The sequence below is a fragment of the Burkholderia lata genome (genome assembly GCF_902499025.1).
In the GTDB taxonomy this organism is placed as follows: Bacteria; Pseudomonadota; Gammaproteobacteria; order Burkholderiales; family Burkholderiaceae; genus Burkholderia; species Burkholderia lata_C.
Window position 1 is genome coordinate 115,508 of the sequence record NZ_CABVPW010000003.1, and the last position, 21,351, is coordinate 136,858.

General features: G+C 64.8%; 18 protein-coding genes, 1 tRNA gene and 1 pseudogene. 13 read left to right on the forward strand and 7 right to left on the reverse strand.

Features of this window, described 5'->3' with window-relative positions:
* Positions 1-24 precede the first annotated feature (24 nt).
* Complete coding sequence (locus BDI24065_RS03740; protein WP_175030061.1) at positions 25-2,235, reverse strand: hypothetical protein; 2,211 nt, start codon at positions 2,233-2,235, stop codon at positions 25-27.
* A gap of 345 nt (positions 2,236-2,580) precedes the next feature.
* The gene (locus BDI24065_RS03745; RefSeq protein ID WP_254609670.1) at positions 2,581-3,396 is read right to left on the reverse strand and encodes a tyrosine-protein phosphatase; all 816 of its coding nucleotides are present in this window, start codon (positions 3,394-3,396) and stop codon (positions 2,581-2,583) included.
* Positions 3,397-3,503: 107 nt separating this feature from the next.
* On the opposite strand from BDI24065_RS03745, the gene BDI24065_RS03750 reads away from it, so the two are divergent.
* The 5 genes from BDI24065_RS03750 to BDI24065_RS03770 all read left to right on the forward strand — a co-directional run bounded on the left by BDI24065_RS03750 (position 3,504) and on the right by BDI24065_RS03770 (position 6,923).
* On the forward strand, positions 3,504-3,668 hold the full coding sequence (locus tag BDI24065_RS03750; RefSeq protein ID WP_175030063.1) for a hypothetical protein: 165 nt from the start codon (positions 3,504-3,506) through the stop codon (positions 3,666-3,668).
* A gap of 125 nt (positions 3,669-3,793) precedes the next feature.
* The gene (locus BDI24065_RS03755) at positions 3,794-4,507 is read left to right on the forward strand and encodes a class I SAM-dependent methyltransferase (RefSeq protein ID WP_175030064.1); all 714 of its coding nucleotides are present in this window, start codon (positions 3,794-3,796) and stop codon (positions 4,505-4,507) included.
* A gap of 158 nt (positions 4,508-4,665) precedes the next feature.
* A tRNA-Pro gene (locus BDI24065_RS03760) sits at positions 4,666-4,742 on the forward strand.
* 142 nt (positions 4,743-4,884) lie between these two features.
* Complete coding sequence (gene bamC / locus BDI24065_RS03765; protein WP_175030065.1) at positions 4,885-6,096, forward strand: outer membrane protein assembly factor BamC; 1,212 nt, start codon at positions 4,885-4,887, stop codon at positions 6,094-6,096.
* 536 nt (positions 6,097-6,632) lie between these two features.
* Positions 6,633-6,923, forward strand: a complete 291-nt coding sequence (locus BDI24065_RS03770) for a putative quinol monooxygenase (protein ID WP_175030066.1) — start codon at positions 6,633-6,635, stop codon at positions 6,921-6,923.
* A 41-nt stretch (positions 6,924-6,964) separates the two neighbouring features.
* On the opposite strand, the gene BDI24065_RS03775 is transcribed toward BDI24065_RS03770, so the two are convergent.
* The 3 genes from BDI24065_RS03775 to BDI24065_RS03785 all read right to left on the reverse strand — a co-directional run bounded on the left by BDI24065_RS03775 (position 6,965) and on the right by BDI24065_RS03785 (position 8,574).
* Positions 6,965-7,222: a hypothetical protein gene (locus BDI24065_RS03775; RefSeq protein WP_011351788.1), complete on the reverse strand. Its 258-nt coding sequence runs from the start codon at positions 7,220-7,222 to the stop codon at positions 6,965-6,967.
* 136 nt (positions 7,223-7,358) lie between these two features.
* Complete coding sequence (locus BDI24065_RS03780; RefSeq protein WP_011351789.1) at positions 7,359-7,637, reverse strand: hypothetical protein; 279 nt, start codon at positions 7,635-7,637, stop codon at positions 7,359-7,361.
* A gap of 220 nt (positions 7,638-7,857) precedes the next feature.
* Complete coding sequence (locus tag BDI24065_RS03785; RefSeq protein ID WP_175030067.1) at positions 7,858-8,574, reverse strand: YdcF family protein; 717 nt, start codon at positions 8,572-8,574, stop codon at positions 7,858-7,860.
* A gap of 156 nt (positions 8,575-8,730) precedes the next feature.
* Between BDI24065_RS03785 and BDI24065_RS03790 the strand changes: the two genes are divergently transcribed.
* Positions 8,731-9,048 carry a hypothetical protein gene (locus BDI24065_RS03790; protein ID WP_011351791.1) on the forward strand — a complete coding sequence of 106 codons (318 nt, stop codon included), beginning with the start codon at positions 8,731-8,733 and terminating at the stop codon, positions 9,046-9,048.
* A gap of 196 nt (positions 9,049-9,244) precedes the next feature.
* Here BDI24065_RS03790 and BDI24065_RS03795 read toward each other — a convergent pair whose 3' ends face one another.
* Together BDI24065_RS03795 and BDI24065_RS03800 are read right to left on the reverse strand one after the other, a co-directional pair.
* Positions 9,245-9,496, reverse strand: coding sequence for a hypothetical protein (locus BDI24065_RS03795; protein ID WP_175030068.1), 252 nt, complete (start codon positions 9,494-9,496; stop codon positions 9,245-9,247).
* Between the two features lie 201 nt (positions 9,497-9,697).
* Positions 9,698-10,093, reverse strand: a pseudogene (locus BDI24065_RS03800) (transposase); the annotation flags it as partial.
* A gap of 431 nt (positions 10,094-10,524) precedes the next feature.
* Between BDI24065_RS03800 and BDI24065_RS03805 the strand changes: the two are divergent.
* The 7 genes from BDI24065_RS03805 (at position 10,525) to infB (ending at position 21,241) form a co-directional block, all read left to right on the forward strand.
* Positions 10,525-11,427 (forward strand): LysR family transcriptional regulator, encoded by a 903-nt coding sequence (locus tag BDI24065_RS03805; protein ID WP_046545490.1) that lies wholly within the window; start codon positions 10,525-10,527, stop codon positions 11,425-11,427.
* A 75-nt stretch (positions 11,428-11,502) separates the two neighbouring features.
* Positions 11,503-12,705, forward strand: coding sequence for a pyridoxal phosphate-dependent aminotransferase (locus tag BDI24065_RS03810; RefSeq protein WP_175030069.1), 1,203 nt, complete (start codon positions 11,503-11,505; stop codon positions 12,703-12,705).
* Between the two features lie 272 nt (positions 12,706-12,977).
* Complete coding sequence (gene scpB / locus BDI24065_RS03815; RefSeq protein ID WP_175030070.1) at positions 12,978-14,018, forward strand: SMC-Scp complex subunit ScpB; 1,041 nt, start codon at positions 12,978-12,980, stop codon at positions 14,016-14,018.
* A gap of 60 nt (positions 14,019-14,078) precedes the next feature.
* Entirely contained in the window at positions 14,079-15,845 is a 1,767-nt protein-coding gene (gene rluB, locus BDI24065_RS03820) for a 23S rRNA pseudouridine(2605) synthase RluB (RefSeq protein ID WP_175030071.1), read from the forward strand.
* A gap of 452 nt (positions 15,846-16,297) precedes the next feature.
* Positions 16,298-16,756, forward strand: coding sequence for a ribosome maturation factor RimP (gene rimP, locus BDI24065_RS03825; protein WP_014897219.1), 459 nt, complete (start codon positions 16,298-16,300; stop codon positions 16,754-16,756).
* Entirely contained in the window at positions 16,756-18,231 is a 1,476-nt protein-coding gene (gene nusA / locus BDI24065_RS03830; RefSeq protein ID WP_174962509.1) for a transcription termination factor NusA, read from the forward strand. Before rimP ends, nusA begins: the two co-directional genes overlap by 1 nt.
* Positions 18,232-18,322: 91 nt before the next feature.
* A complete protein-coding gene (gene infB, locus BDI24065_RS03835; RefSeq protein WP_175030072.1) occupies positions 18,323-21,241 on the forward strand; it encodes a translation initiation factor IF-2 in 2,919 nt (972 codons plus the stop codon).
* Positions 21,242-21,351: the final 110 nt, after the last annotated feature.

The following is a 21,351-nucleotide window of genomic DNA, read 5'->3' on the forward strand; positions in this document are numbered from 1 at the left end:
TTTCATGCGTGTCGTGCACGCATGTCAACGCGACGCGAGCGGATTCCTTTGCCCCATGTCGACGTCCAGCGTACCGTCCGGCAGCATCCGCACCGAGCCTTGCGCGACCTGGCTGCGGTAACCGTACAGGTCGAAACGCATCGGCCCGGCGTCGGCCGAATTCCGGATCAGTGCGCGTACGTTCAGTTCGAGCACATTGAACATCTTCATGTCGCCGCCTTCCATCCACATGTAGCTCGGCGCATCGATCTGCGGCTGTTGCGGCGCCGGTGCGCCTGCCATGCGCCTGAACGTGAGGCGCAGTCCGTCGCGTTCGACCGTTGCCTGTCCGAGCTTGCCGTTCAGCACGGGCGGCGGGAACACGGTGTACTGGTCGAGCACGAGCGTGTCGCCGCGCAGTTCCGCGCCGCGCCGCTGCAGCGGCGTCAGCGAAGCGAGTTCGATGCCGAGCGAACGCAGCAGCTTTGCCTGCGGGATGCCGAGCACCGACACCTGGGACGGCTTGAATGCGAGGTGCCGGTCGTCGAGCACGGACAGCGAGCCCTTCATGTCGGTCGGCAGCCAGACACCCGGCACATGGTTCCACAGCTTGATGCCGCCCTGGACGCGCAGGTTCGTGCCGTCGGCGCTCAGTTGCAGGTCGTTGAGCGAGCGCGGCGAGTAGTCGAGCAGATAGTTGTTGAAGAGCGCCGACATCGCCTTCCACGACTCGACGACGGTGCCGCCGAGAATGCGGATGTCGTACTGGTTCGGGTCGTCGAGATCGACGGGTTCGCCGGCCCGCTTCGATACGAGTTCCACGTCGAGATCCTCGACGTGAAAGCCGATATCTCCGGACAGGTTGAAGTCGACGTTGCGCAGATGGATCGTCGGGTTGCGGTTCGACACGTGCCGTTCGTTGAACGGTGTGGTCGACGTGCGCCGCATCGCGACCTTCTGCATGCCGGGGTGGGCGATGTTCGCTGCGAGTGCATAGGCTTCCCAGTGCTGGCGTAAGTCGCGCAGCGCGTTTTGCTGCGCGGCAAGGAAGCTGTCGTTCAGTCGTGCGGCCGCGTTGCCGAGCAGCGCGCCGCTTGCCGGGCCTGCGTACGAAGGCATCCGGATCGCCATCGCACCGCTTTCGTCGAAATTGAAGTAGCCGGCCGACACCTGGTCGCGATAGTGATACAGGTCGAACACGAAAGTCTGGTCGCGCTTCGCGGGATCGACCGGACCGATCAGGATGTCTGCGTTCATCGGCATCGAGCGCATGAACTTCACGTCGCCGCCGCGAATGTACATCGCCTGCTGCGGCGCGTTCGCGGGCATCGCGAAGCCGGCATGCGTGCCGTCGTCGAGCTTCAGGTCGAGCCCGGCCGGCGTCACGCGCAGCGCGGTGATCGTGAGCTTCAGGCGCGGCGGCGGCATCAGCTTGTCGACCGACATCACGAGATCGTCGCCTGCGAGTTGCGCAATCGGCGTCTGGACTTTCAGCAGGTCGGCCATCTTCACGTTGGCCGCGCGCATCACCGGTTGCGCGTTGATACCCGATACGCGCACACCCGTCGGATGGAACACGAGCTGGCTGCCGTCGCGGATCGCGAGCGTGCCGGTCAGCGAGAACGGCACCCAGCCGTCGCGCTGCATCTCGCCTTGCAGGTGGATCACGCCGTCGCCGGCCGACACGGCGAGCTTGCGCAGCGGCGCGTTGCGGTAGCCGAAGATGTAGGTATTGAAGAGGGCGGTCAGCTTCGCGTTGTCGAGCGTGACGGTGCCTTCATGCACGTCGATCTGGAAACTGGTCGGATCGTCGAACACGATCGGCGCGCCGGCCTGCGTCGGTACGAGCGTGGCCGACAACTGATGGATGAAGAAGCCGAGATTGTTGACGATGCGGAAATCGACGTCGCGCAGGAACGTCATCGCGCCGTTCTGGCCCGAGTCGCGCAGCGTGAACGGGCGCGGTTGCGTGAGGCTGATCGATGCGAGCGACGGCACGGTGCGTGCGACCTGCTGTTCGCGGGCGAGGCGTTCGGCCTTGGTACGTTCGATTTGGGTCGACGCGACTGACGTGTTGCCGTCACGCTGCGCGGACGATTCCGCGCAACCGGCACACAGCAGCGCGAGCGCCAGCACGCCGCAGCCGAGCACGCGGGATGTCGTGGGCGAGATGAGCCGGGCCGCGCGTGGCGGGCCGGAAATCCAGTCGAGAATTGCCAAAGGCGAGCGATGGCCGCGCCGGACCGCATTCCGCATCGTCTGTCTCCATGTCTTGTCGTGATCGACGGCGGCGCGCACCACTGCACGGCGCGAGCGTCGATGCCGTGCAGTGTGGCATAGCGTGCTAGAGCGGCGTTACCAAACAACGGGCGCCCGGGTAGGGCGGCCCGGCGGGCTGCGGGACAACGGATTCGGGGTGGTCGGGCGGCAGGATCAAACGGTCGTTTGGTTTGCACGGGCCGTCGTCGGCGGCTGTCGTCGCGATCGGGCAAACCCGCTCCAGCCTTGGCTGGTGCGGGTTTCGACGGATACGAGCTGTCGCGGTCGCGGTGGTCGAGGCGTGAATGCGATCCGGCTCCGTCGCCGCGGCCCGCAGGCCGATCAAACCAGCATGTGCTGCCGGATCGCGTTCAGCGTCGCCTGATCGAGTTGCAGGCCGTTCGCGATATATGACGTCATCGAGCCGTACGACGCGGTGACCTGATCGAATGCCGCCTGCAGATAGTCGGCGTGTGCGCCTTGCAGCGCGGTCATCATGTCTGCCGCATTTTGCCCGCCCGCTTGTTGCGCCTGGGCGACCGAGGCGGCGATTTCCGATGCGCTATAGGTGTTGGTCAGCAGATAGTCGGCGAGTATCGTCTGCTCGGAGGCGCCGAGGATCGTGTGCAGGATGGCGGTCGCCCAGCCGGTGCGGTCCTTGCCGGCCGTGCAGTGGAAAACCAGGTTTTCGCCGGAGGCGGCGAAGCCGGTGAAGAGTGCGTGATAGCTGGCATGCGCGGTGTCCGACGTGACGAATGCGCGATACATGCTCAACATGAAGGCCGTCGCGGTTGCGCCGGTAGTCGGGATCGGACCGATGCTGGCCGCACCGAGCACGTTGAGGTTTTGCCAGGTGGCGCCGGCCAGCGGCACGTCTGGTTGCGTCTTGATCTCGGCGGGCGTGCGCAGGTCGCAGACCTGCCTGATGCCGAGCGTGCCGACGGTAGCGATGTCCGCGGCCGACAACGCGAGCGCGGATGAGCGATAGATCACGCCTTTTTTCATCTTCGCGCCGCTCGTCGTCACGTAGCCGGTTCCGTCCGGCCCGGCCGTGTCGCGAAAGTTCGATGCGGAACTCAGCCGTGGTGTCGTGATCGGCGCGACCGAAATCGAGTCGCCTCCGCATGCAGACAGAAGCGACGCGCTCCCCAGTGCCATGCCTATCGTGCCGGCGCCCAGCCGGAGAAAATGTCGACGGGAAATTTCGTTTTTCTGATGCATTCAATGCCCTGTGTCGGAGACGGTTACAAGAAGTCGCGACCGCGGTGGTGACCGAAGCCGCCTCCTGTATCACGCGCGACGCGGCAAAGCCGGGGCGGGCCGGATCGATCGGCATGCAGTCGGACGGTTCGCCCATGCGCATCGATCTCGCGCCGGGTAACCGCACGGTAGCGATTTGTGGCGAACCAGCCATCGTCCTTTTCGATTAGGGGGCATGCGGGTTGCCGGCGTCGGCCGCGCATCGTCGACGGGTAGGATCGGTGGCAGCGGCGCGGTAAGATCGGCATCAGTGGCTGTATCGACCAAAGCACAGTAGCCATCACGGGGAAGCGTCATGGATCTCAAGGAAGTCGACGTATTGGGTGCGGGCGTGGGCGATCACTGGTACTACGCGTCGAAGGCGAGTGCGATTCGCCGATTCCTGGGTGCGCCGGGTGCGCAACGGATACTCGATGTCGGTGCGGGCTCAGGTTTCTTCTCGAAGCACTTGCTGGAGCGTACGCAGGCGTCGGAGGCGTGGTGTGTCGATACGAGTTACGCCGACGATAGCGACGGTGAGGCGGCCGGCAAGCCCATCCACTTTCGGCGATCCGTCGATCGATTCGATGTCGATCTCGTGTTGCTGATGGACGTGCTCGAGCATGTCGACGACGACGTCGGTCTGCTGATGCAGTATGTAAAGGGCGCGCCTTCGGGCAGCCGCTTCCTGATCACGGTTCCCGCGTTCCAGTTCCTCTGGAGCGGTCATGACGATTTTCTCGAGCACAAGCGCCGGTATACGCTCGGCAGTCTCGAGGACGTGGTGCGGCGCGCGGGGCTTGACGTCGAGCACGGCGCTTACTATTTCGGTCTCACGTTTCCGCTCGCGGCAGCACTGCGGCTGGGCGAGCGGGTGCGTCGGCAGCCGAGCGCGCCAGCGTCGCAATTGCGTCGTCACCATCCGTTCGTCAACGGCCTGCTCAAGACGATCTGCCGGATCGAGTTGCCGATGTTCCGCTTCAACCGCGTCGCCGGCCTGACGGTCATCTGCGTTGCGCGCAAGAGGTGAATGCGATGCGAGGCCGTGTGGCCGGTGCGCAGCGCGCCATGCCATGCGCGTCGTTGCTTGCATCGGTACCGTCACGCCAAAAAATTTCACAAGAATATTCACAAAATGCATGCGACCCGTTCTAAATCGGAAAACTGTCTGTTATAATTTTTTTCTTTCGGGGCGTAGCGCAGCCTGGTAGCGTACCTGCATGGGGTGCAGGTGGTCGGAGGTTCAAATCCTCTCGCCCCGACCAGACAAAAAAACCCGCGTCAGCTCAAGCTGACGCGGGTTTTTTCTTGCCGGTCGCTTTTTTGCACATCGCGGCGCGGCCCCGGTAAAATGCAAGGTTGATCCACGGAAAGCGCCGTGATTTAGCGGAAGAGGATTCCCCGAACATGACTGATTTGCGTCTTACCATGCGGTTCGCTGCAGTACTCGCCGCCAGCGCGCTCGTCGCCGGTTGCGGTACGTCGTCGCCCACGAAAGTGGACTACAAGAGCGATTCGAAATCGAAGGAAGCGTCGCTCGCGGTGCCGCCCAACATGCTCGACGAGACGGCCGATCAGCGTTCGCTGCCGCCTCAGGGCGGCGCGACTTCCCTGTCCGCGCTTCAGCAGGTCCAGCAGGCGGCGCCTGCACTGGACACCGTTGCTCCGGCCGTGGCCGGCATGCATATCCAGCGCGACGGCACCGAGAGCTGGCTCGTGATCGACGGCAAGCAGCCCGCCGACGTCTGGCCGCAGGTGCGCCGCTTCTGGCAGGAGCAGGGCTTCCTGCTCGTCGTCGACCAGCGCGACAAGGGCGTGATGGAAACCGACTGGAACGAAACCCATCCGCAGATCAACGACGGTCTGATCCGTAGCGTGATCTCGAAGGCGATGGGCAACTCGTACGTGACGGCCGAGCGCAACAAGTACCGGACGCGTCTCGATTCGGCGCCGAATGGCGGCACCTACGTGTTCATCAGCCAGAAGGGGATGCGCGAAGCGATCACGGGTTCGAACAACGATTCGAGCAAGTGGGAACCGAAGCCGAACGATCCGGCACTCGAGACCGAATACCTGAAGCGATTGATGGCCGTGCTCGCACAGAACGAGCAGCGCGCGAAGAACGGCGAGCCGCCTATCGCGAACATCAAGGACAACACGGTACCGGCGGCCAAGGACAAGAAGGCCGACGACGCATCGTCGAAGGCCGCTGCAGCGATTGCCGCGCAAAACGTCTCCCGCACGTCGGCGCAAGGCAACGATGCGGCCGATGCTGCCGTCCCGTCGGAAGTCACGCTCGGCGAGCCGTACGACCGGTCGTGGCTGCACGTCGGTCTCGCGCTCGATCGTGCGAACTTCACGGTCGACGATCGCGATCGCACGAAGGGCCTGTATTTCGTGCGCTATGTCGATCCGAAGGACCTGACTTCGGCCGAGCAGGGCTTCTGGAGCCAGCTGTTCCACGGCAAGAAGGAAAAGCAGGCGAAGCAATACCGTGTCAACGTAAAGGCGGTCACGGCCGACCAGACGCGCGTCGCGGTCATCGACGATTCGGGCGCAATCGACACGTCGTCGCCGGCTCGCCAGATCATGGGCCTGCTCGTGAATCAGCTTCGCTGATTTCGACGTTTCTTCGCATCAATGAAAAGCCCGCCACATGGCGGGCTTTTTTCATGGCCGTTCGCCGGCGCGTGAGCACGTGAAAGGCTCGGTCCCTCCTGGTGACGTTACGTAACATCCGCGCGTTACGGCGGCAGAACGCATGCCGCATTATCAAGGATTGAAAATTTGTCCTTATAAATCAACGGGGTGATCGACCCGTTATGGCTGGCACGCAACCTGCTTTATATGTTGGAATTGTTGAAACAGGGAGGATGGCGTCAGATACCGGAGGTGCGCCGCGAGCGACCGATCAACGGTATCGACGTCTTCGAATGTCGGCGCGACAAGCGTCGGCGCAACCGATGACGATCCGCGCCAGCGCGCGGATCTCGATGGCCCCGTCGCCTATCCTCGTAGGGCGACGGTTTCGCCCGCGCTTCTCTGAAGCGCGGGCTATTTTTTTGGGGCCGTCGTGCAATGCCGTGCCGGCGCAGCCGGTGCGCAACGCGTGATTCGCGTATTCTCGGACTTTTCCAGATAGGCGGGGAGCGGAAATGGCGGAAATTGCAGTCGTGGCGCTGATCGTGGCGAAACCCGGCGCCGAGGAGAAGTTGCGTGCCCAGCTTGAGGGGATCGTCGAGCCGACCCGCAATGAAGCCGGTGCATTGCAGTACGACCTGCATCGGGACCTGAGGGAGCCGGCGCGATTCGTATTTGTCGAGCGCTGGGCAAGCGAGGAGGCATTGGCTGCGCACGCGCGTTCCGCGCACATCCTCGCTTATCGCGAAGCAGCCGCGGACTGGATCGAAAGTTCCGAAATCCGCGTGCTGTCGAAGCTCGTCTGAGCCGGGTGGGGCGACCGGACGCGTCCGGTCGCAGCAGTGCGTCAGTGCGACGTGCTGGGGACGTCGAGGATCAGGATGATCGTCCAGTCGGCGTCGCCGTCGTGGTGATACTGGCGCTCGGCAACGATGAACGGTTGCTGCTTGCCTTGCGGACCGAGGAAAAGCACGTCGCCCTCCATCGGCAGGCACTCGATCGGCGGCAGCGCGAGGAACGCGTCGGCCGAGCCGCGAGGCATCAGTTGCTTGATCTGGCGAGTGGCGGCTTCGGTCCACTCGATGTCGAGTTGAATGTTGCTCATGCTGTCCTCCGCACCGGGGTGCGCACGGGTGGAAAATTTCGGTGCGCGACTTTAGCACAGCGCGCGGGCGCCGCAACCAAAAAAGCCGAACCCGGTTGCCCGGATTCGGCTTTTTGCTTGTGCGGTGCCGCCGAACTTACTGGCTGGCAGCGTCTGCGGCCTTGGCTGCCTTCTTGCCGGCCTTCTTTGCTGCTGCCTTGTGGTGAGCAGCCTTCTTGCCGTGGTGATGCTCTTCCTGCATCGCCGGCTGAGCGGCTTCGGCCGCTTGCTGCTGTTGCAGCGCCTGTGCGCGCTGCTCGATCTCGGAGATCTTGGCCGGATCGGTAATGGTCTTGATTTCCGTGCTCTCTTGCGCATACGCTGCGCCAGTCAGCGCCGACATCGCTACCAGGATAGCCAGGGACGTCTTCTTCATTGCTTTACCTCCGCTAAGTGGTGATGAACCCGAGTGTTGCCGTTTTGTCTGGCGACTGCAATCGAGTGCGTGTCGAGTGTAACAAAAGTGACGGATCAATGTGCATCGGATCGCGGCGCGACGCAAGGCCCCGTTGAAGTGGCGCAACACTTCGCGCACTTCGTCACGCGCGTGCCATTGTCGCTGCCGCAACCAATCCGCTCTGGTTTCCCGGCAGCTGTCAGAACCATCCAAGCCATCGATAGACATGGAACTGCGCGATGCCGACCAGCTCGTGCAGCGCCTGCTCGGCGTTGGCCACATTGCGCCAGCGCGGCAGCCAACCCGTTTGCGCCTGCCGGCGATTCGCATAAACGGGCTGCGGATCGATTCCGAAACGGCGGAAATCGAGCAATGCGCGGCGCATCTGGTATGACGAAGTGACGAGAATGCGTGCGTCGTCATACTGTGAGCGTAGTATAGACGCAGTGAATTTCGCATTTTCGTAGGTTGTGCGGCTATCCGGTTCCAGAACGAGGTCCGCGGGTGCGACACCTTCGGCGACGAGTTGGCGCCCGTACACGGCGGCTTCCGTTTCGCCGTGATGTTGCGGGTCGCCGCCCGACATCACCACGGTGCAGCGCTCGGCCTGCTGCCGGCAGGTGCGATAGAGCGCCGCGACCTTGTGGATGCGGGCGGTACCGTCGGGTGGAGGCTGTAGCCCGGTGTCGGTACGTCGCGTTCCGGCGCCGATGAGAATCAGGGTGGTCTGCCCATGCATGTCCGGGTGCTCGACCGGGACGACACCCGCCTCGGTCCAGGCGATCAGCGGCGCGGTGAGCCAGCCTGTCGCGAGCAGCCAGAACAGCGCAACCGCGGTGATCGAGATGATTCGACGCCGCTTGCGGCAGAGCATGAAACAGATGAAGAGAAGTACAAATGAATCGAACAGAATCAATTTGATTGGGGTATGGTGTCTTTTTATGGACGGCTGACGATCCGGCCCTGACGCGACGCCGAACGTCGGCCCCAGAATAGGTGGCGGTATCGGCTGGCGGAGACCCCGCCCGGCGCGCCGCTTCGCATTGTCGCTGCACTTTAAGAAAGAATCGAGATGGCCACGTATTCCAACGAAGCGGTGCTCGACGCATTGAGACGAGTGCAGTACCGCCAGGTACCGTGGGCACGCCGCCCGGGTGTGTTCGAGTATCTCCGTTCACTCGGGCTGATGGACACGGTCAGGCAGAAAACCGTTGCCCCTGCGCCGGGCTTCCACGCACCGGTCGACATTGCCGTACTGACCGAAAGCGGTCGAGCCGAATTCTCGCGCCTCGAGCGCGACGAGAAATTACTTTCCTGGACCGATCGCCGCATGGCCGACTACGCATTGAGCGAAGCGAGCGCCGTGGCGATTCTCGAAAGCCGCCTGTAGCGGCCGATCATCCCGCCATGCGCATCGCCGTGCGACTGGCGATGCCCCAAAAAAAAGCCCGTATCACGAGGATACGGGCGTACCGGATACTTTTGCTGTTGCCACGCTGTGCTCATGGCAACGTTGTGACTCGTCGCATGCGGCGCAGTTCCCGACAGTGGGCATTTTCTTTGGCGAAATCCTGAAATCGGCAGGACTACGGATGACGCGGTGTGTCGGACGGCTGCGAGCCGATGCGCGCCCGCGCGTTGCTGGCGATGTCGCCGCGCAGGTCGCCGCGCGGCACGGTTTGCCGGTTGGACGGGTTGGCGGGCGGTGGCTGGCGGAGGGTGTTCCGGTGATCCTGCTGGCGATGGGGTGGTTTCGCGCGATCGTCGGCATGGGCTGGAGCGGATAGCGCCAGGGAAATGACAATGCCGCATGCAACGAGCAGTGACATTGGTTTCATGGCGGGGCTCCCTTCAAGCCGTCGACGCGGCCTGTTGATATATCGCTAAGGTAAGCGTGGGAGTGCAGGCTTGCTGTAAATATTGGTAAATAGATGTATCGCGGCACGACAACGGTAATCGACGGCAACGCACGCGTCGCGAACGGGTCGCGCCGCAGAAAGAAACCGGGCGGCCGAAGCCGCCCGATCGAGCATTCGTTACGCCATCTTGACCGGCGCGCGCCAGGATTCCGGATTGGTCCAGAAGGCGCCGCGCAGCCGGTCGCGGCTCGGCGGTGCGGGCGGCTTCGCAGCGCTTGCGCCGATGCGCCCGCGCAGGGAGATCTGCCGGCCGCTCGTGCCGAGTCGTTTCACGATTTCGGCGAGCGTGCCGTCCGCCTGCCATTCGTCGAAGCGACGGCGGCAAGTCGGCGGCGACGGATAGCGGCCCGGCAGCTTCGACCAGCCTTCACCCGTCGACAGCACCCACAGCACGGCGTTCACCACCGAGCGGGCTTCGACGCGGGGGCGGCCGCGCCGCTCACTCCGTGCGGGTTCAGAGCAAAACAGACCCTCGACCAGCGCCCACTCGTTATCTCTCAAATCGTCGAACAGCATCATGTCCTCACCTCAGCGAAGCTAACTCCGGTGCGCTGCCCTGCGCCGCGCACTCTTCAAGCACTCGATCGTCGAGTGCCGGGTGGGGGCGTCCGGTTGGCCGGCAGCGGCGTTTCTGCTCTTCCGTCCGACGAAACCTGCGCCCTGTGCGCCAGGTAATGCACGAAGCGTGCCATGTCGGAGGTAATTCCCTCGAGAGCCGCTTGGCAGCGAGCTAACGGCTAAGTCAGCTAGGGGCGTATAAGACGCCAAAATAACCCGGCAGCAAATCGGGACAATCACCAATCTTGTGCAGTTCGCCCGCGCCACGTGCGTTCGCGGATGTATTGCACCGCAGCGAAACATGTGGGGCAGGTGCCTGATTCGTACATCGACGCCGGATTCACGCATTAAAATCGCGCATCGATATCGACGATTGATGAGGTCAGGAAATGAACGTCACGCTGCGCCAGCTTCGCGTCTTCATCGAGGTCGCGCGGCTCAAGAGCTTCAGCCGCGCGGGCGACGAGATCGGGCTCACGCAGTCCGCGGTCAGTCGCTGCGTGCGCGAGCTCGAGGCCGAGCTCGGGTTGAAGCTGATCGATCGCACGACGCGCGACGTGCAGCTGACCGATGTCGGCGCGAACCTGATCGCGAGCGTGTCGCGTCTGCTCGACGATCTCGACGACACGCTGCGTGAGATTCGAGAGATCGGCGAGCAGCGCCGCGGGCGCGTGATCGTCGCGGCAAGCCCGACGATCGCATGCCGGCTGATGCCGCGCGTGGTTGCATCGTGCGAACGTCAGTTCCCGTTCGTGACGCTGGGCTTGCGTGACGACGTGCAGAGCGACGTGCTGCGCAAGGTGAAGTCAAGCGAGGTCGATTTCGGCGTCGTGATCGGGCCGCTTACGGTTGCGGATCTCGTCTGCGAATCGCTGATGACCGATTCGTTCTGCCTTGTTGCGCGCGCCGACCATCCGCTCGCGGCGCGCGCCGAAGTGCCGTGGACAGCGCTGGACGGCGAGCGCCTCGTGCTCCTCGATCATGCGTCGGGAAGCCGGCCGCTGATCGATGCCGCGCTGGCCGCCCATCGCGTCAACGCGACGGTCATGCAGGAGCTCGGGCATTCGGCGACCGTGTTCGGACTCGTGGAGGCCGGCGTCGGTGTGAGCGTGCAGCCGTGGCTGTCGCTGCCGCTGCCGGCCGGCTCGACGCTCGTCGCGCGGCCGCTCACGCCGCGCACCGAGCGTACGGTCGAGCTGGTGCGCCGCCGCGATCGGTCGTTGTCGCCCGCTGCACAGGCGATCTGGGAACTCGTGCGGCAGATGCCGGCGAGGGCGGAGGACCTCGACTGACGCGCACCGGCGCGCGCCGGCACGGCTTGCGGGCCGGTACACTACGCGGATCGTGTTCCTCGATGGTGGTTCTCGATGGCGGATTCCGCAGAGTCTCTTCCGATGGCCGGCGCGCCGGCGGCGCGCGACGCGGTGCACGCGTTGCGTCCGTCGCTGATCCGGGAGGTGGCAAACGCCGGCTTTGGCGTGCCGGACATGCTGCCGTTCTGGTTCGGCGAATCCGATCGCGTGACGCCGGACTTCATCCGTGACGCCGCAGCGGCGGCACTGCGCGATGGCGCAACCTTCTACACGCACAACCTCGGTACTGCGCCGCTGCGCGACGCGATCGCGGCCTACGTCAGCGTCCGTCACGGTGCGACGGCGGCCGACGCCGTGGCCGTGACGAGTTCGGGCGTAAGCGCACTGATGCTGGCCGCGCAGATGCTCGTCGGTCCAGGCGAGCGCGTTGTCGCGGTCACGCCGCTGTGGCCGAATCTCGTCGAGATTCCGAAGATCCTCGGGGCGCAAGTCGAATGCGTGCCGCTCGGCTATGGCGAGGCGGGCTGGCAGCTCGATGTCGGGCGGCTGCTTGCGGCGCTGACGCCCGATACGCGGATGCTGCTGATCAACTCGCCGAACAATCCGACCGGCTGGACGATGTCGCGCGACGACCAGCAAGCCGTGCTCGCTCATTGCCGCCGCCACGGCATCTGGCTGGTTGCCGATGAGGTGTACGAGCGGCTCGCGTTCGGCGCGGGCGGCGCGCCGTCGTTCCTCGACATTGCGTCGCGCGACGAGCGGGTCGTCGTCGTGAATTCGTTTTCCAAGGCTTGGGCGATGACGGGCTGGCGTCTGGGGTGGCTCATCGCGCCGGCAGCGGTGATGGGCGACCTGTCCAAGCTCGTCGAATACAACACGTCATGTGCGCCGGGCTTCGTGCAGGCCGCGGGTGAGGTTGCGCTGCGCGATGGCGAGCCGTTCGTGCAGTCGTTCGTCGCGGCGCTGCGCGACGCGCGCGATCACCTGGTCGCCGCGCTGCGTACCCTGCCGGGTGTCGAGGTGCCGCCTCCGCCGGGCGCGATGTACCTGTTTCTGCGCCTGCCGGGCGCGTCGGACAGCCTCGCGTTCTGCAAAACGCTGGTGCGCGAGGCGGGGCTCGGCCTTGCCCCTGGGCGTGCGTTCGGCCCGGAGGGGGAAGGGTTCGTGCGCTGGTGCTACGCGTGCGATCCGGCACGACTCGACGCGGGTGTCGAGCGGTTGCGGCGATTCCTCGCACGCGGCGCGGCCGGCCGCTGAAGCGGGGCCGGAGCGGAAACGGCGTGCTGGCGGCAACCCGTTCGGCTCATCTTTACGCACCGGGCAATTTTGCGTAATATGGCGCTCAGTCACGCGGTTCCGTCGTTGAGCCGTGCTGTTCCGTCCGGTTTGGGCCTGGCCTGAAGTTGGTTCGCCGCCCCCGGTTCGTGCTCCCATCAATATGACCGATCAGAATCGGGCGAGCGCGTCTTCCGTTCCTTTCGTCTGTTTGTTGATCCGGTTCGTTTGACCACAGGGTCTGGCCTAGCTGCATGAATACCCAAGAGGCGAAGATCGTCCTCGAGACTGCTTTGATCTGCGCGCAGGAACCGCTGAAACTCGGCGATTTGCGCAAGCTCTTTGCCGACGGCGTGTCGGCTGACACGGTCCGCACGTTGCTCGAAGATCTGAAACAGGATTGGTCCGGCCGCGGTGTCGAACTGGTGGCGCTGGCAACCGGATGGCGCTTCCAGAGCAAGCCGGCGATGCGTCACTATCTGGATCGACTGCATCCCGAGAAGCCGCCGAAATATTCGCGAGCGGTGCTCGAAACGCTCGCGATCATCGCGTACCGGCAGCCCGTCACGCGCGGCGACATCGAAGAGATTCGCGGTGTGACGGTCAATACGCAGGTGGTCAAGCAACTCGAGGATCGCGGCTGGATCGAAGTGATCGGTCATCGCGACGTGCCGGGGCGCCCGGCGCTGTATGCGACGACCAAGCAGTTCCTCGACGACCTCGGCCTGAAGGCTCTCGATGATCTGCCTGCGCTCGAAGAGCCGGCCGCGAACATCGAGGCTGCGTTGCTGGCACAGCAGGCGATGGATTTCGACGAGGGCATGCCGGTTGCCGACGACGCAGCGGGCAACGCGCAGCACGCGGATGAGGCATCCGCCGGTCAATCGGCAGGATCGCCGGATGATCCCGCTGCGGACGCCGCGTCGACGCAGGAAATCCCGAGGCGCGATACGCTCGATGCTGATCGCGGGCAAACGGAACAAATGGAACAAACGGAACAGGCTGGCGCCGAAGTAGTGCCGGCCGGTGTGCAGCCCGAGCCGCTGCGCGCGGATTGGAGCGAGGAAGATCGCAAGCCGGCTGCCGAAGCGGTTGCCGGAGACGGAGCGGAAGCGGCCGGCGGCATGCCCGGCGAGGCTGGCTTGGCCGACGCCCCCCGTTCCCGTCCTGCGGACGACGAGATGCTGGACGACACGTCCGACAGTCTCGCCGATGCCGTACGAAGCGCCAGCGCACCCATCGGTGCCGACGCGCTGCCGGACGACGAAGCAGAACCCGAACAGCGTCGCGCCTGATCGCGGCCAACTTCTTGCCGCGCCCGCGCCGGGCGCGAGACCTGACATTTTGAGGTTGTTTTGACAGATATCCACGATATTGAATCGTCCGCGCCTGCCGTGCAGGCAGCGCGTGCCGACGATGCACCGGAGCAGGGTGCTTCGGCCGAGGGCGGCGACGAGCGTCCCCGCCGCGGTTTGCGGCGAGGCCCGCGCAGCCTGATCGCGCGACGTCGCGCGGCGGCCAAGTCGAAGGGCGCCGAAGGCGAGTCGCAGGGCGACGAAGGTGCTGACGCGCAGCCGGCTGAAGCCGCTGAAGCGCAGCAGCCGGCGCGTGCGCCGCGCAAGGAAGGTGCAGCCAAGGGCGGCCGCAAGCCGGCCGCCAAGCGCGAAGGTGCGGCCAAGGCCCCGGGTGGCCAAGGTGGCCAGGGTCGTCGCGGCAGCGCGCCGAAGGCCGAAGGTGGCGCGGCGAAAGCGGAGGGTGAGGCGTCCCAGGACGAACTGTTCGCCTACGTGACGTCGCCGGCATTCGACGCGGACAACTCCGCGGGCGGTAGCGGCGTGCGTGCGCCGATGCTGCGTCGCGGCCGCAGTCAGCCGGCGAACAAGCGCGTGCTGTCGCCGGACGACGACGCGCCGAAGCTTCACAAGGTGCTGGCGGAAGCGGGCATGGGCTCGCGCCGCGAAATGGAAGAGCTGATCGTCGCTGGCCGCGTGTCGGTGAACGGTGAGCCCGCGCACATCGGTCAGCGCATCATGCCGACCGACCAGGTGCGGATCAACGGCAAGCCGGTCAAGCGCAAGCTGCCGAACAAGCCGCCGCGCGTGCTGCTGTACCACAAGCCGACGGGCGAGATCGTCAGCCACGCGGATCCGGAAGGCCGTCCGTCGGTGTTCGACCGCCTGCCGCCGATGAAGACGGCGAAATGGCTCGCGGTGGGCCGTCTCGACTTCAATACCGAAGGTCTGCTGATGCTGACGACTTCGGGCGACCTCGCAAACCGCTTCATGCATCCGCGCTACAGCGTCGAGCGCGAGTACGCGGTGCGCGTCGTCGGCGAGCTGGCCGAAGGCATGCGGCAGAAGCTGCTGCACGGCGTCGAGCTCGATGACGGCCCGGCGAACTTCCTGCGCATCCGCGATGGCGGCGGCGAGGGCACGAACCACTGGTATCACGTCGCGCTGGCCGAAGGCCGCAACCGCGAAGTGCGCCGGATGTTCGAGGCGGTCGGCCTGATGGTGAGCCGCCTGATCCGTACGCGTCACGGCCCGATTCCGCTGCCGCGCGGTCTGAAGCGCGGTCGCTGGGAAGAGCTCGACGACACGCAGGTGCGCAAGCTGATGGCGACCGTCGGCCTGAAGGCGCCGTCCGAGGAAAAGGGCAAGCGCGGCGGTGCCGGCCAGGCCGAGCGTCGCCAGCCCGATCCGATGGAGACGTCGATGGGTTTCATCAGCCGTGAGCCGGTGCTGACGACGCACGGGCAGCTGGACCAGCCGCGTCGCGGCGGTGGTCGCCGCGGCGGGCCGGGCCTGCCGGGTCTGAGTGGCTACGGCAGCCTGCCGGTCGCACCGTCGGGCTACGGCAATCGCGCTGGCGGCGGCCGAGATGGCAACCGTGCGGGCGGCGGCCGCGATGGTAATCGCGCTGGCGGTGGCCGTGGCGACGTCGACGGCAACCGTGCGTCGTATGGCGCAGGTCCGAAGCGCGACGGCGCGGGCCCCAAGCGCGGCGGCAGCAAGGGCGGCAACCGCAACCCGAACGGCAATCGTGCCGAGGGCGCCGCCGGCAACGGTGGTGGTGCACGCGGCGGCCAGCGTCCGCAGCGCAGCCGCACGCGCAGCCGCTAAGCATCCAGGCGCGCGGCGCAAGGCCGGCGGCGGGCCGGCTGGATCGGCATCAGGCCGGTCTGGTCGGCGCGAGGCATTGCGTTTATTGCTTTCGACTGTATATATGTCACGCGGCGCTGCATGGCCGCCGGCATCACCGATCACCGGCAGCCACGATGGCGCCGGTTGATCGAACAGCCCGATTTCGCATTTTTGGGCCCGTAAAGGCAGACGACACGCTGCTTTTACCGGCTGGCTTGGCGTTTGCGCCAAAAATCGCTATAATCGCGGAGTCGCTGGGCGTACGGATTCAATGTGCGGCTCAGGTGCGACCACCAGTAAGAAGATGGGCGTTCCGCCCATTTTTTTTTGCTGAAACGGTTAGGCATCTCGGGTAGCGCTTCCTGCGCCGGCTAAGGCGCGCGCCCGCGGGTGAATCGCGAGCGGCGGGCGCGAACACCTGAGAGGACACAGTGCAACTGACGGAACTGATAGAAACCACGGTCACCGGGCTCGGCTACGAGCTGGTGGATCTCGAGCGCACCGGGCGCGGCATGCTTTGCATCTATATCGATCAGCCTGCTGGCATCTCGCTCGAAGATTGCGAAAAGGTCACGCGTCAGCTCCAGCACGTCTTGACGGTCGAAAACATCGATTACGAACGGCTCGAAGTCTCGTCCCCGGGGCTCGACCGCCCGTTGAAGAAGCTGGCCGACTTCGAGCGCTTCGCCGGCAGCGAAGTTTCCGTGACCTTGAAAAAGCCGCTGGACGGGCGCAAGACGTACCGGGGCATTCTGCACGCGCCGAATGGCGAAACGATCGGTTTGGAATTTGAGAGGAAGAAGGGCGAGGCGGCCATGCTGGATTTCACGCTGGCCGATATCGACAAAGCCCGCCTGATTCCGCAAGTTGACTTTAGGAGCCGCAAATAATGAGTCGCGAAGTGTTGATGCTGGTGGATGCGCTGGCGCGCGAGAAAAACGTCGACAAGGATGTGGTGCTGGGCGCCCTCGAGGCTGCGCTCGCGTCCGCTTCCAAGAAGCTGTTCGACGAAGGCGCCGAAATCCGCGTCCATATCGATCGCGAAAGCGGCGAGCACGAAACCTTCCGTCGCTGGCTCGTCGTGCCCGACGAGGCAGGCTTGCAGGAGCCGGATCGCGAGATCCTGCTGTTCGAGGCACGTGAACAGAATGCCGACGTCGAAGTCGGCGAGTATGTCGAGGAACCCGTTCCGTCGATCGAGTTCGGTCGCATCGGCGCGCAGGCCGCGAAGCAGGTGATCCTGCAGAAGGTGCGCGACGCCGAGCGCGAGCAGATCCTGAACGACTACCTCGAGCGTGGTGAAAAGATCATGACGGGTACGGTGAAGCGCCTCGACAAGGGCAACTTCATCGTCGAATCGGGCCGTGTCGAGGCGCTGCTGCGCCGCGATCAGCTGATCCCGAAGGAAAACCTGCGCGTGGGCGACCGCGTGCGCGCGTACATCGCGAAGGTCGACCGCACCGCGCGCGGCCCGCAGATCGAGCTGTCGCGTACGGCGCCCGAATTCCTGATGAAGCTGTTCGAGATGGAAGTGCCGGAAATCGAGCAGGGCCTGCTCGAGATCAAGGCGGCTGCCCGTGACCCGGGCGTGCGCGCGAAGATCGGCGTCATCGCATACGACAAGCGGATCGATCCGATCGGCACCTGCGTCGGCATCCGCGGTTCCCGCGTGCAGGCAGTGCGCAACGAGCTCGGTGGCGAAAACATCGACATCGTGCTATGGTCGGAGGATCCCGCCCAGTTCGTGATCGGCGCGCTCGCGCCGGCAGCTGTTCAGTCGATTGTCGTCGATGAAGAAAAGCACTCGATGGACGTCGTCGTCGACGAGAACGAGCTGGCTGTCGCGATCGGCCGCAGCGGTCAGAACGTTCGCCTTGCAGGCGAACTGACCGGCTGGCAGATCAACATCATGACGCCGGACGAATCCGCCCTGAAGCAGGGCGAAGAGCGCGACCGGCTGCGTGCACTGTTCATGGCGCGTCTCGACGTCGACGAAGAAGTTGCCGATATCCTGATCGACGAAGGCTTCACGAGCCTGGAAGAGATCGCGTACGTGCCGCTCAACGAAATGCTCGAAATCGAGGCGTTCGACGAGGACACCGTGCACGAACTGCGCAACCGCGCACGCGACGCGCTGTTGACGATGGCCATCGCGAACGAAGAAAAGGTGGAGAACGCAGCGCTGGATCTCAAGAGCCTCGACGGCATCACGCCGGAGCTGCTCGCGAAGCTGGCCGAACACGGCATGCAGACGCGCGACGATCTCGCCGAGCTGGCTGTGGATGAACTGGTCGACATGACCGGGATGGAAGAGGATGCCGCTAAGGCGTTGATCATGAAAGCACGTGAACACTGGTTCCAGTGAGAAATGACCATGGCGCACTGATTTGATGGCGGCCGTATGGCCTGACCCGATGCTAACAGCAAGGAATCGGTCCTTGCACTAAGAGGAATGAATGGCGAGTAACAACGTAGCCCAATTTGCCGCGGAACTGAAAATGCCTGCTGGTGTGCTGCTCGAACAGCTGCAGGCAGCGGGCGTCCAGAAAGCGAGTGAAGACGATGCGCTGTCCGAAACGGACAAGGCGCGTCTGCTCGATCATTTGCGCAAGTCGCACGGCGCAACCGACGGCGACAAGCGCAAGATCACGCTGACCCGCAAGCATACGTCGGAGATCAAGCAATCTGACGCGACGGGCAAGGCTCGCACCATTCAGGTCGAGGTCCGCAAGAAGCGTACGTTCGTCAAGCGCGACGACGCGAGCGAGGGTGCGGAACAGGGTCAGGCGCAGGTCGCCGAAGCGGACGACGATGCAGAACTGAAGCGTCGCGAAGAAGAAGCGCGCCGCGAGGCCGAGCTGCTCGAGAAGCAGGCGCAGGAACTGCGCGAGCGTCAGGAACGCCTCGAGCGCGAGGAATCGGAACGCCGTGCCCGCGAGGAAGCGGCCGAAGCCGAGCGTCGTCGCGCCGAGGAAGAAGCTGCGGCGAAGCGTGCCGCGGCCGAGGCTGCGGCGGCACAGCAGCAGGCAGCCGCACAGCAGGCCGCTGCAGCCGAGCAGCAGGAAGCGACGAGCACGCAGTCCGCGCAGGACGAAGCACGCGCAGCCGCCGAACGTGCGGCGCAGCGCGAAGCGGCGAAGAAGGCTGAAGACGCCGCCCGTGAGGCAGCGGACAAGGCGCGCGCCGAGCAGGAAGAGATCAGCAAGCGTCGCGCGGCGGCAGAAGCCGAAGCGCGTGCGATTCGCGAAATGATGAACACGCCGCGCAAGGCCGTGGTCAAGGCAGTCGAGCCGCCGAAGCCGGTCGAGCCGCCGAAGCCGGCCGAAGCGAAGGGCACGCTGCACAAGCCGGCAAAGCCGGAAGGTGCGCAGGCCCGTCCGGCCGTGAAGAAGCCGGCCGGCGCTGCAACGCCGGCTACGACTGCGCCGGCAGGCGCGGGCGACCGCAACAAGAAGCCGGGCGCAGGCAAGGGCGGCTGGCAGGACGACGCATCGAAGCGTCGCGGCATCAAGACGCGCGGCGACTCGAGCGGCGGCGTCGACCGCGGCTGGCGCGGCGGCCCGAAGGGTCGCGGCCGTCACCAGGACAGCTCGACGTTCCAGGCGCCGACCGAACCGATCGTCCGCGAAGTGCACGTGCCGGAAACCGTGTCGGTTGCCGACCTCGCGCACAAGATGTCGGTCAAGGCCTCCGAAGTCATCAAGGTGATGATGAAGATGGGCCAGATGGTCACGATCAACCAGGTGCTGGACCAGGAAACGGCGATGATCATCGTCGAGGAACTGGGCCACCGCGCGGTTGCCGCGAAGCTGGACGATCCGGAAGCGCTGCTCGTCGAAGGCGAAACGGGCACCGATGCGGAGCAACTGCCGCGTCCGCCGGTCGTCACGGTCATGGGTCACGTCGACCACGGCAAGACCTCGCTGCTCGACCACATCCGCCGCGCGAAGGTTGCCGCTGGCGAAGCGGGCGGCATTACGCAGCATATCGGCGCTTATCACGTCGACACGCCGCGTGGCGTCATCACGTTCCTCGATACGCCGGGTCACGAAGCGTTCACGGCAATGCGTGCACGCGGCGCGAAGGCGACCGACATCGTGGTGCTGGTGGTGGCAGCCGACGACGGTGTGATGCCGCAGACGAAGGAAGCCATCGCCCACGCGAAGGCAGGCGGCGTGCCGATCGTCGTCGCGATCAACAAGATCGACAAGCCGGACGCGAATCTCGATCGCGTCAAGCAGGAGCTGGTCTCGGAAGGCGTCGTGCCCGAAGAGTACGGCGGCGATTCGCCGTTCGTGCCGGTTTCGGCGAAGACGGGCGCGGGTATCGACGATCTGCTCGAGAACGTGCTGCTGCAAGCCGAAGTGCTGGAACTGAAGGCACCGGTCGAGGCGCCGGCCAAGGGCATCGTGATCGAAGCGAAGCTCGACAAGGGCAAGGGCCCGGTCGCGACGATCCTGGTGCAGTCCGGTACGCTGAATCGAGGCGACGTCGTGCTGGCGGGTACGGCCTACGGCCGCGTGCGTGCGATGCTCGACGAGAACGGCAAGCCGACGAAGGAAGCTGGCCCGTCGATCCCGGTCGAAATCCAGGGTCTGTCGGAAGTGCCGGGTGCGGGCGAAGAAGTGATCGTGCTGCCGGACGAGCGCAAGGCGCGTGAAATCGCACTGTTCCGTCAAGGCAAGTTCCGTGACGTGAAGCTTGCGAAGCAGCAGGCCGCGAAGCTGGAGAGCATGCTCGAGCAGATGGGCGAAGGCGAAGTGCAGAACCTGCCGCTCATCATCAAGGCCGACGTGCAGGGCTCGCAGGAAGCACTCGTGCAGTCGCTGCTCAAGCTGTCGACCGACGAAGTGCGCGTGCAGATCGTGCACAGCGCGGTGGGTGGCATCAGCGAAAACGACGTCAACCTCGCAACGGCATCGAAGGCGGTCATCATCGGCTTCAACACGCGTGCAGATGCACAGGCGCGCAAGCTGGCCGAGTCGAACGGCATCGACATCCGTTACTACAACATCATCTATGACGCAGTGGATGAGGTGAAGGCGGCAATGTCGGGCATGCTGGCGCCGGAGAAGCGCGAAGTCATCACCGGCATGGTCGAAGTGCGCCAGGTCTTCAAGGTACCGAAGATCGGTGCGGTCGCCGGCTGTATGGTGACGGACGGTATCGTCAAGCGCTCGTCGTCGGTGCGCGTGCTGCGCAACAACGTCGTGATCTTCACGGGCGAACTCGAATCGCTGAAGCGCTTCAAGGACGACGTGAAGGAAGTGAAGCAAGGCTTCGAGTGCGGTATGTCGGTGAAGAACTTCAACGACATCGTCGAAGGCGACCAGTTCGAAGTCTTCGAAGTGACCGAAGTCGCGCGTACGCTGTAACCCTCGCGCATCGGCTCATGGGCGGGGCAGGCTTGGGCCTGTCCCGCCCATTTTCATGGTGGCGTGCCAACACTGGCCGCCGCTTTATCCTGATAAACGGATCACGGATC

Excerpts from the sequence above, each read along its gene's own strand:
- BDI24065_RS03740 (WP_175030061.1), bottom strand. The coding sequence starts at position 2,235 with ATGCGGAATGCGGTCCGGCGCGGCCATCGCTCGCCTTTGGCAATTCTC.
- BDI24065_RS03745 (WP_254609670.1), bottom strand. The coding sequence starts at position 3,396 with ATGGCACTGGGGAGCGCGTCGCTTCTGTCTGCATGCGGAGGCGACTCG.
- BDI24065_RS03755 (WP_175030064.1), top strand. The coding sequence starts at position 3,794 with ATGGATCTCAAGGAAGTCGACGTATTGGGTGCGGGCGTGGGCGATCAC.
- bamC (WP_175030065.1), top strand. The coding sequence starts at position 4,885 with ATGACTGATTTGCGTCTTACCATGCGGTTCGCTGCAGTACTCGCCGCC.
- BDI24065_RS03770 (WP_175030066.1), top strand. The coding sequence starts at position 6,633 with ATGGCGGAAATTGCAGTCGTGGCGCTGATCGTGGCGAAACCCGGCGCC.
- BDI24065_RS03775 (WP_011351788.1), bottom strand. The coding sequence starts at position 7,222 with ATGAGCAACATTCAACTCGACATCGAGTGGACCGAAGCCGCCACTCGC.
- BDI24065_RS03780 (WP_011351789.1), bottom strand. The coding sequence starts at position 7,637 with ATGAAGAAGACGTCCCTGGCTATCCTGGTAGCGATGTCGGCGCTGACT.
- BDI24065_RS03790 (WP_011351791.1), top strand. The coding sequence starts at position 8,731 with ATGGCCACGTATTCCAACGAAGCGGTGCTCGACGCATTGAGACGAGTG.
- BDI24065_RS03795 (WP_175030068.1), bottom strand. The coding sequence starts at position 9,496 with ATGAAACCAATGTCACTGCTCGTTGCATGCGGCATTGTCATTTCCCTG.
- BDI24065_RS03805 (WP_046545490.1), top strand. The coding sequence starts at position 10,525 with ATGAACGTCACGCTGCGCCAGCTTCGCGTCTTCATCGAGGTCGCGCGG.
- BDI24065_RS03810 (WP_175030069.1), top strand. The coding sequence starts at position 11,503 with ATGGCGGATTCCGCAGAGTCTCTTCCGATGGCCGGCGCGCCGGCGGCG.
- scpB (WP_175030070.1), top strand. The coding sequence starts at position 12,978 with ATGAATACCCAAGAGGCGAAGATCGTCCTCGAGACTGCTTTGATCTGC.
- nusA (WP_174962509.1), top strand. The coding sequence starts at position 16,756 with ATGAGTCGCGAAGTGTTGATGCTGGTGGATGCGCTGGCGCGCGAGAAA.
- infB (WP_175030072.1), top strand. The coding sequence starts at position 18,323 with ATGGCGAGTAACAACGTAGCCCAATTTGCCGCGGAACTGAAAATGCCT.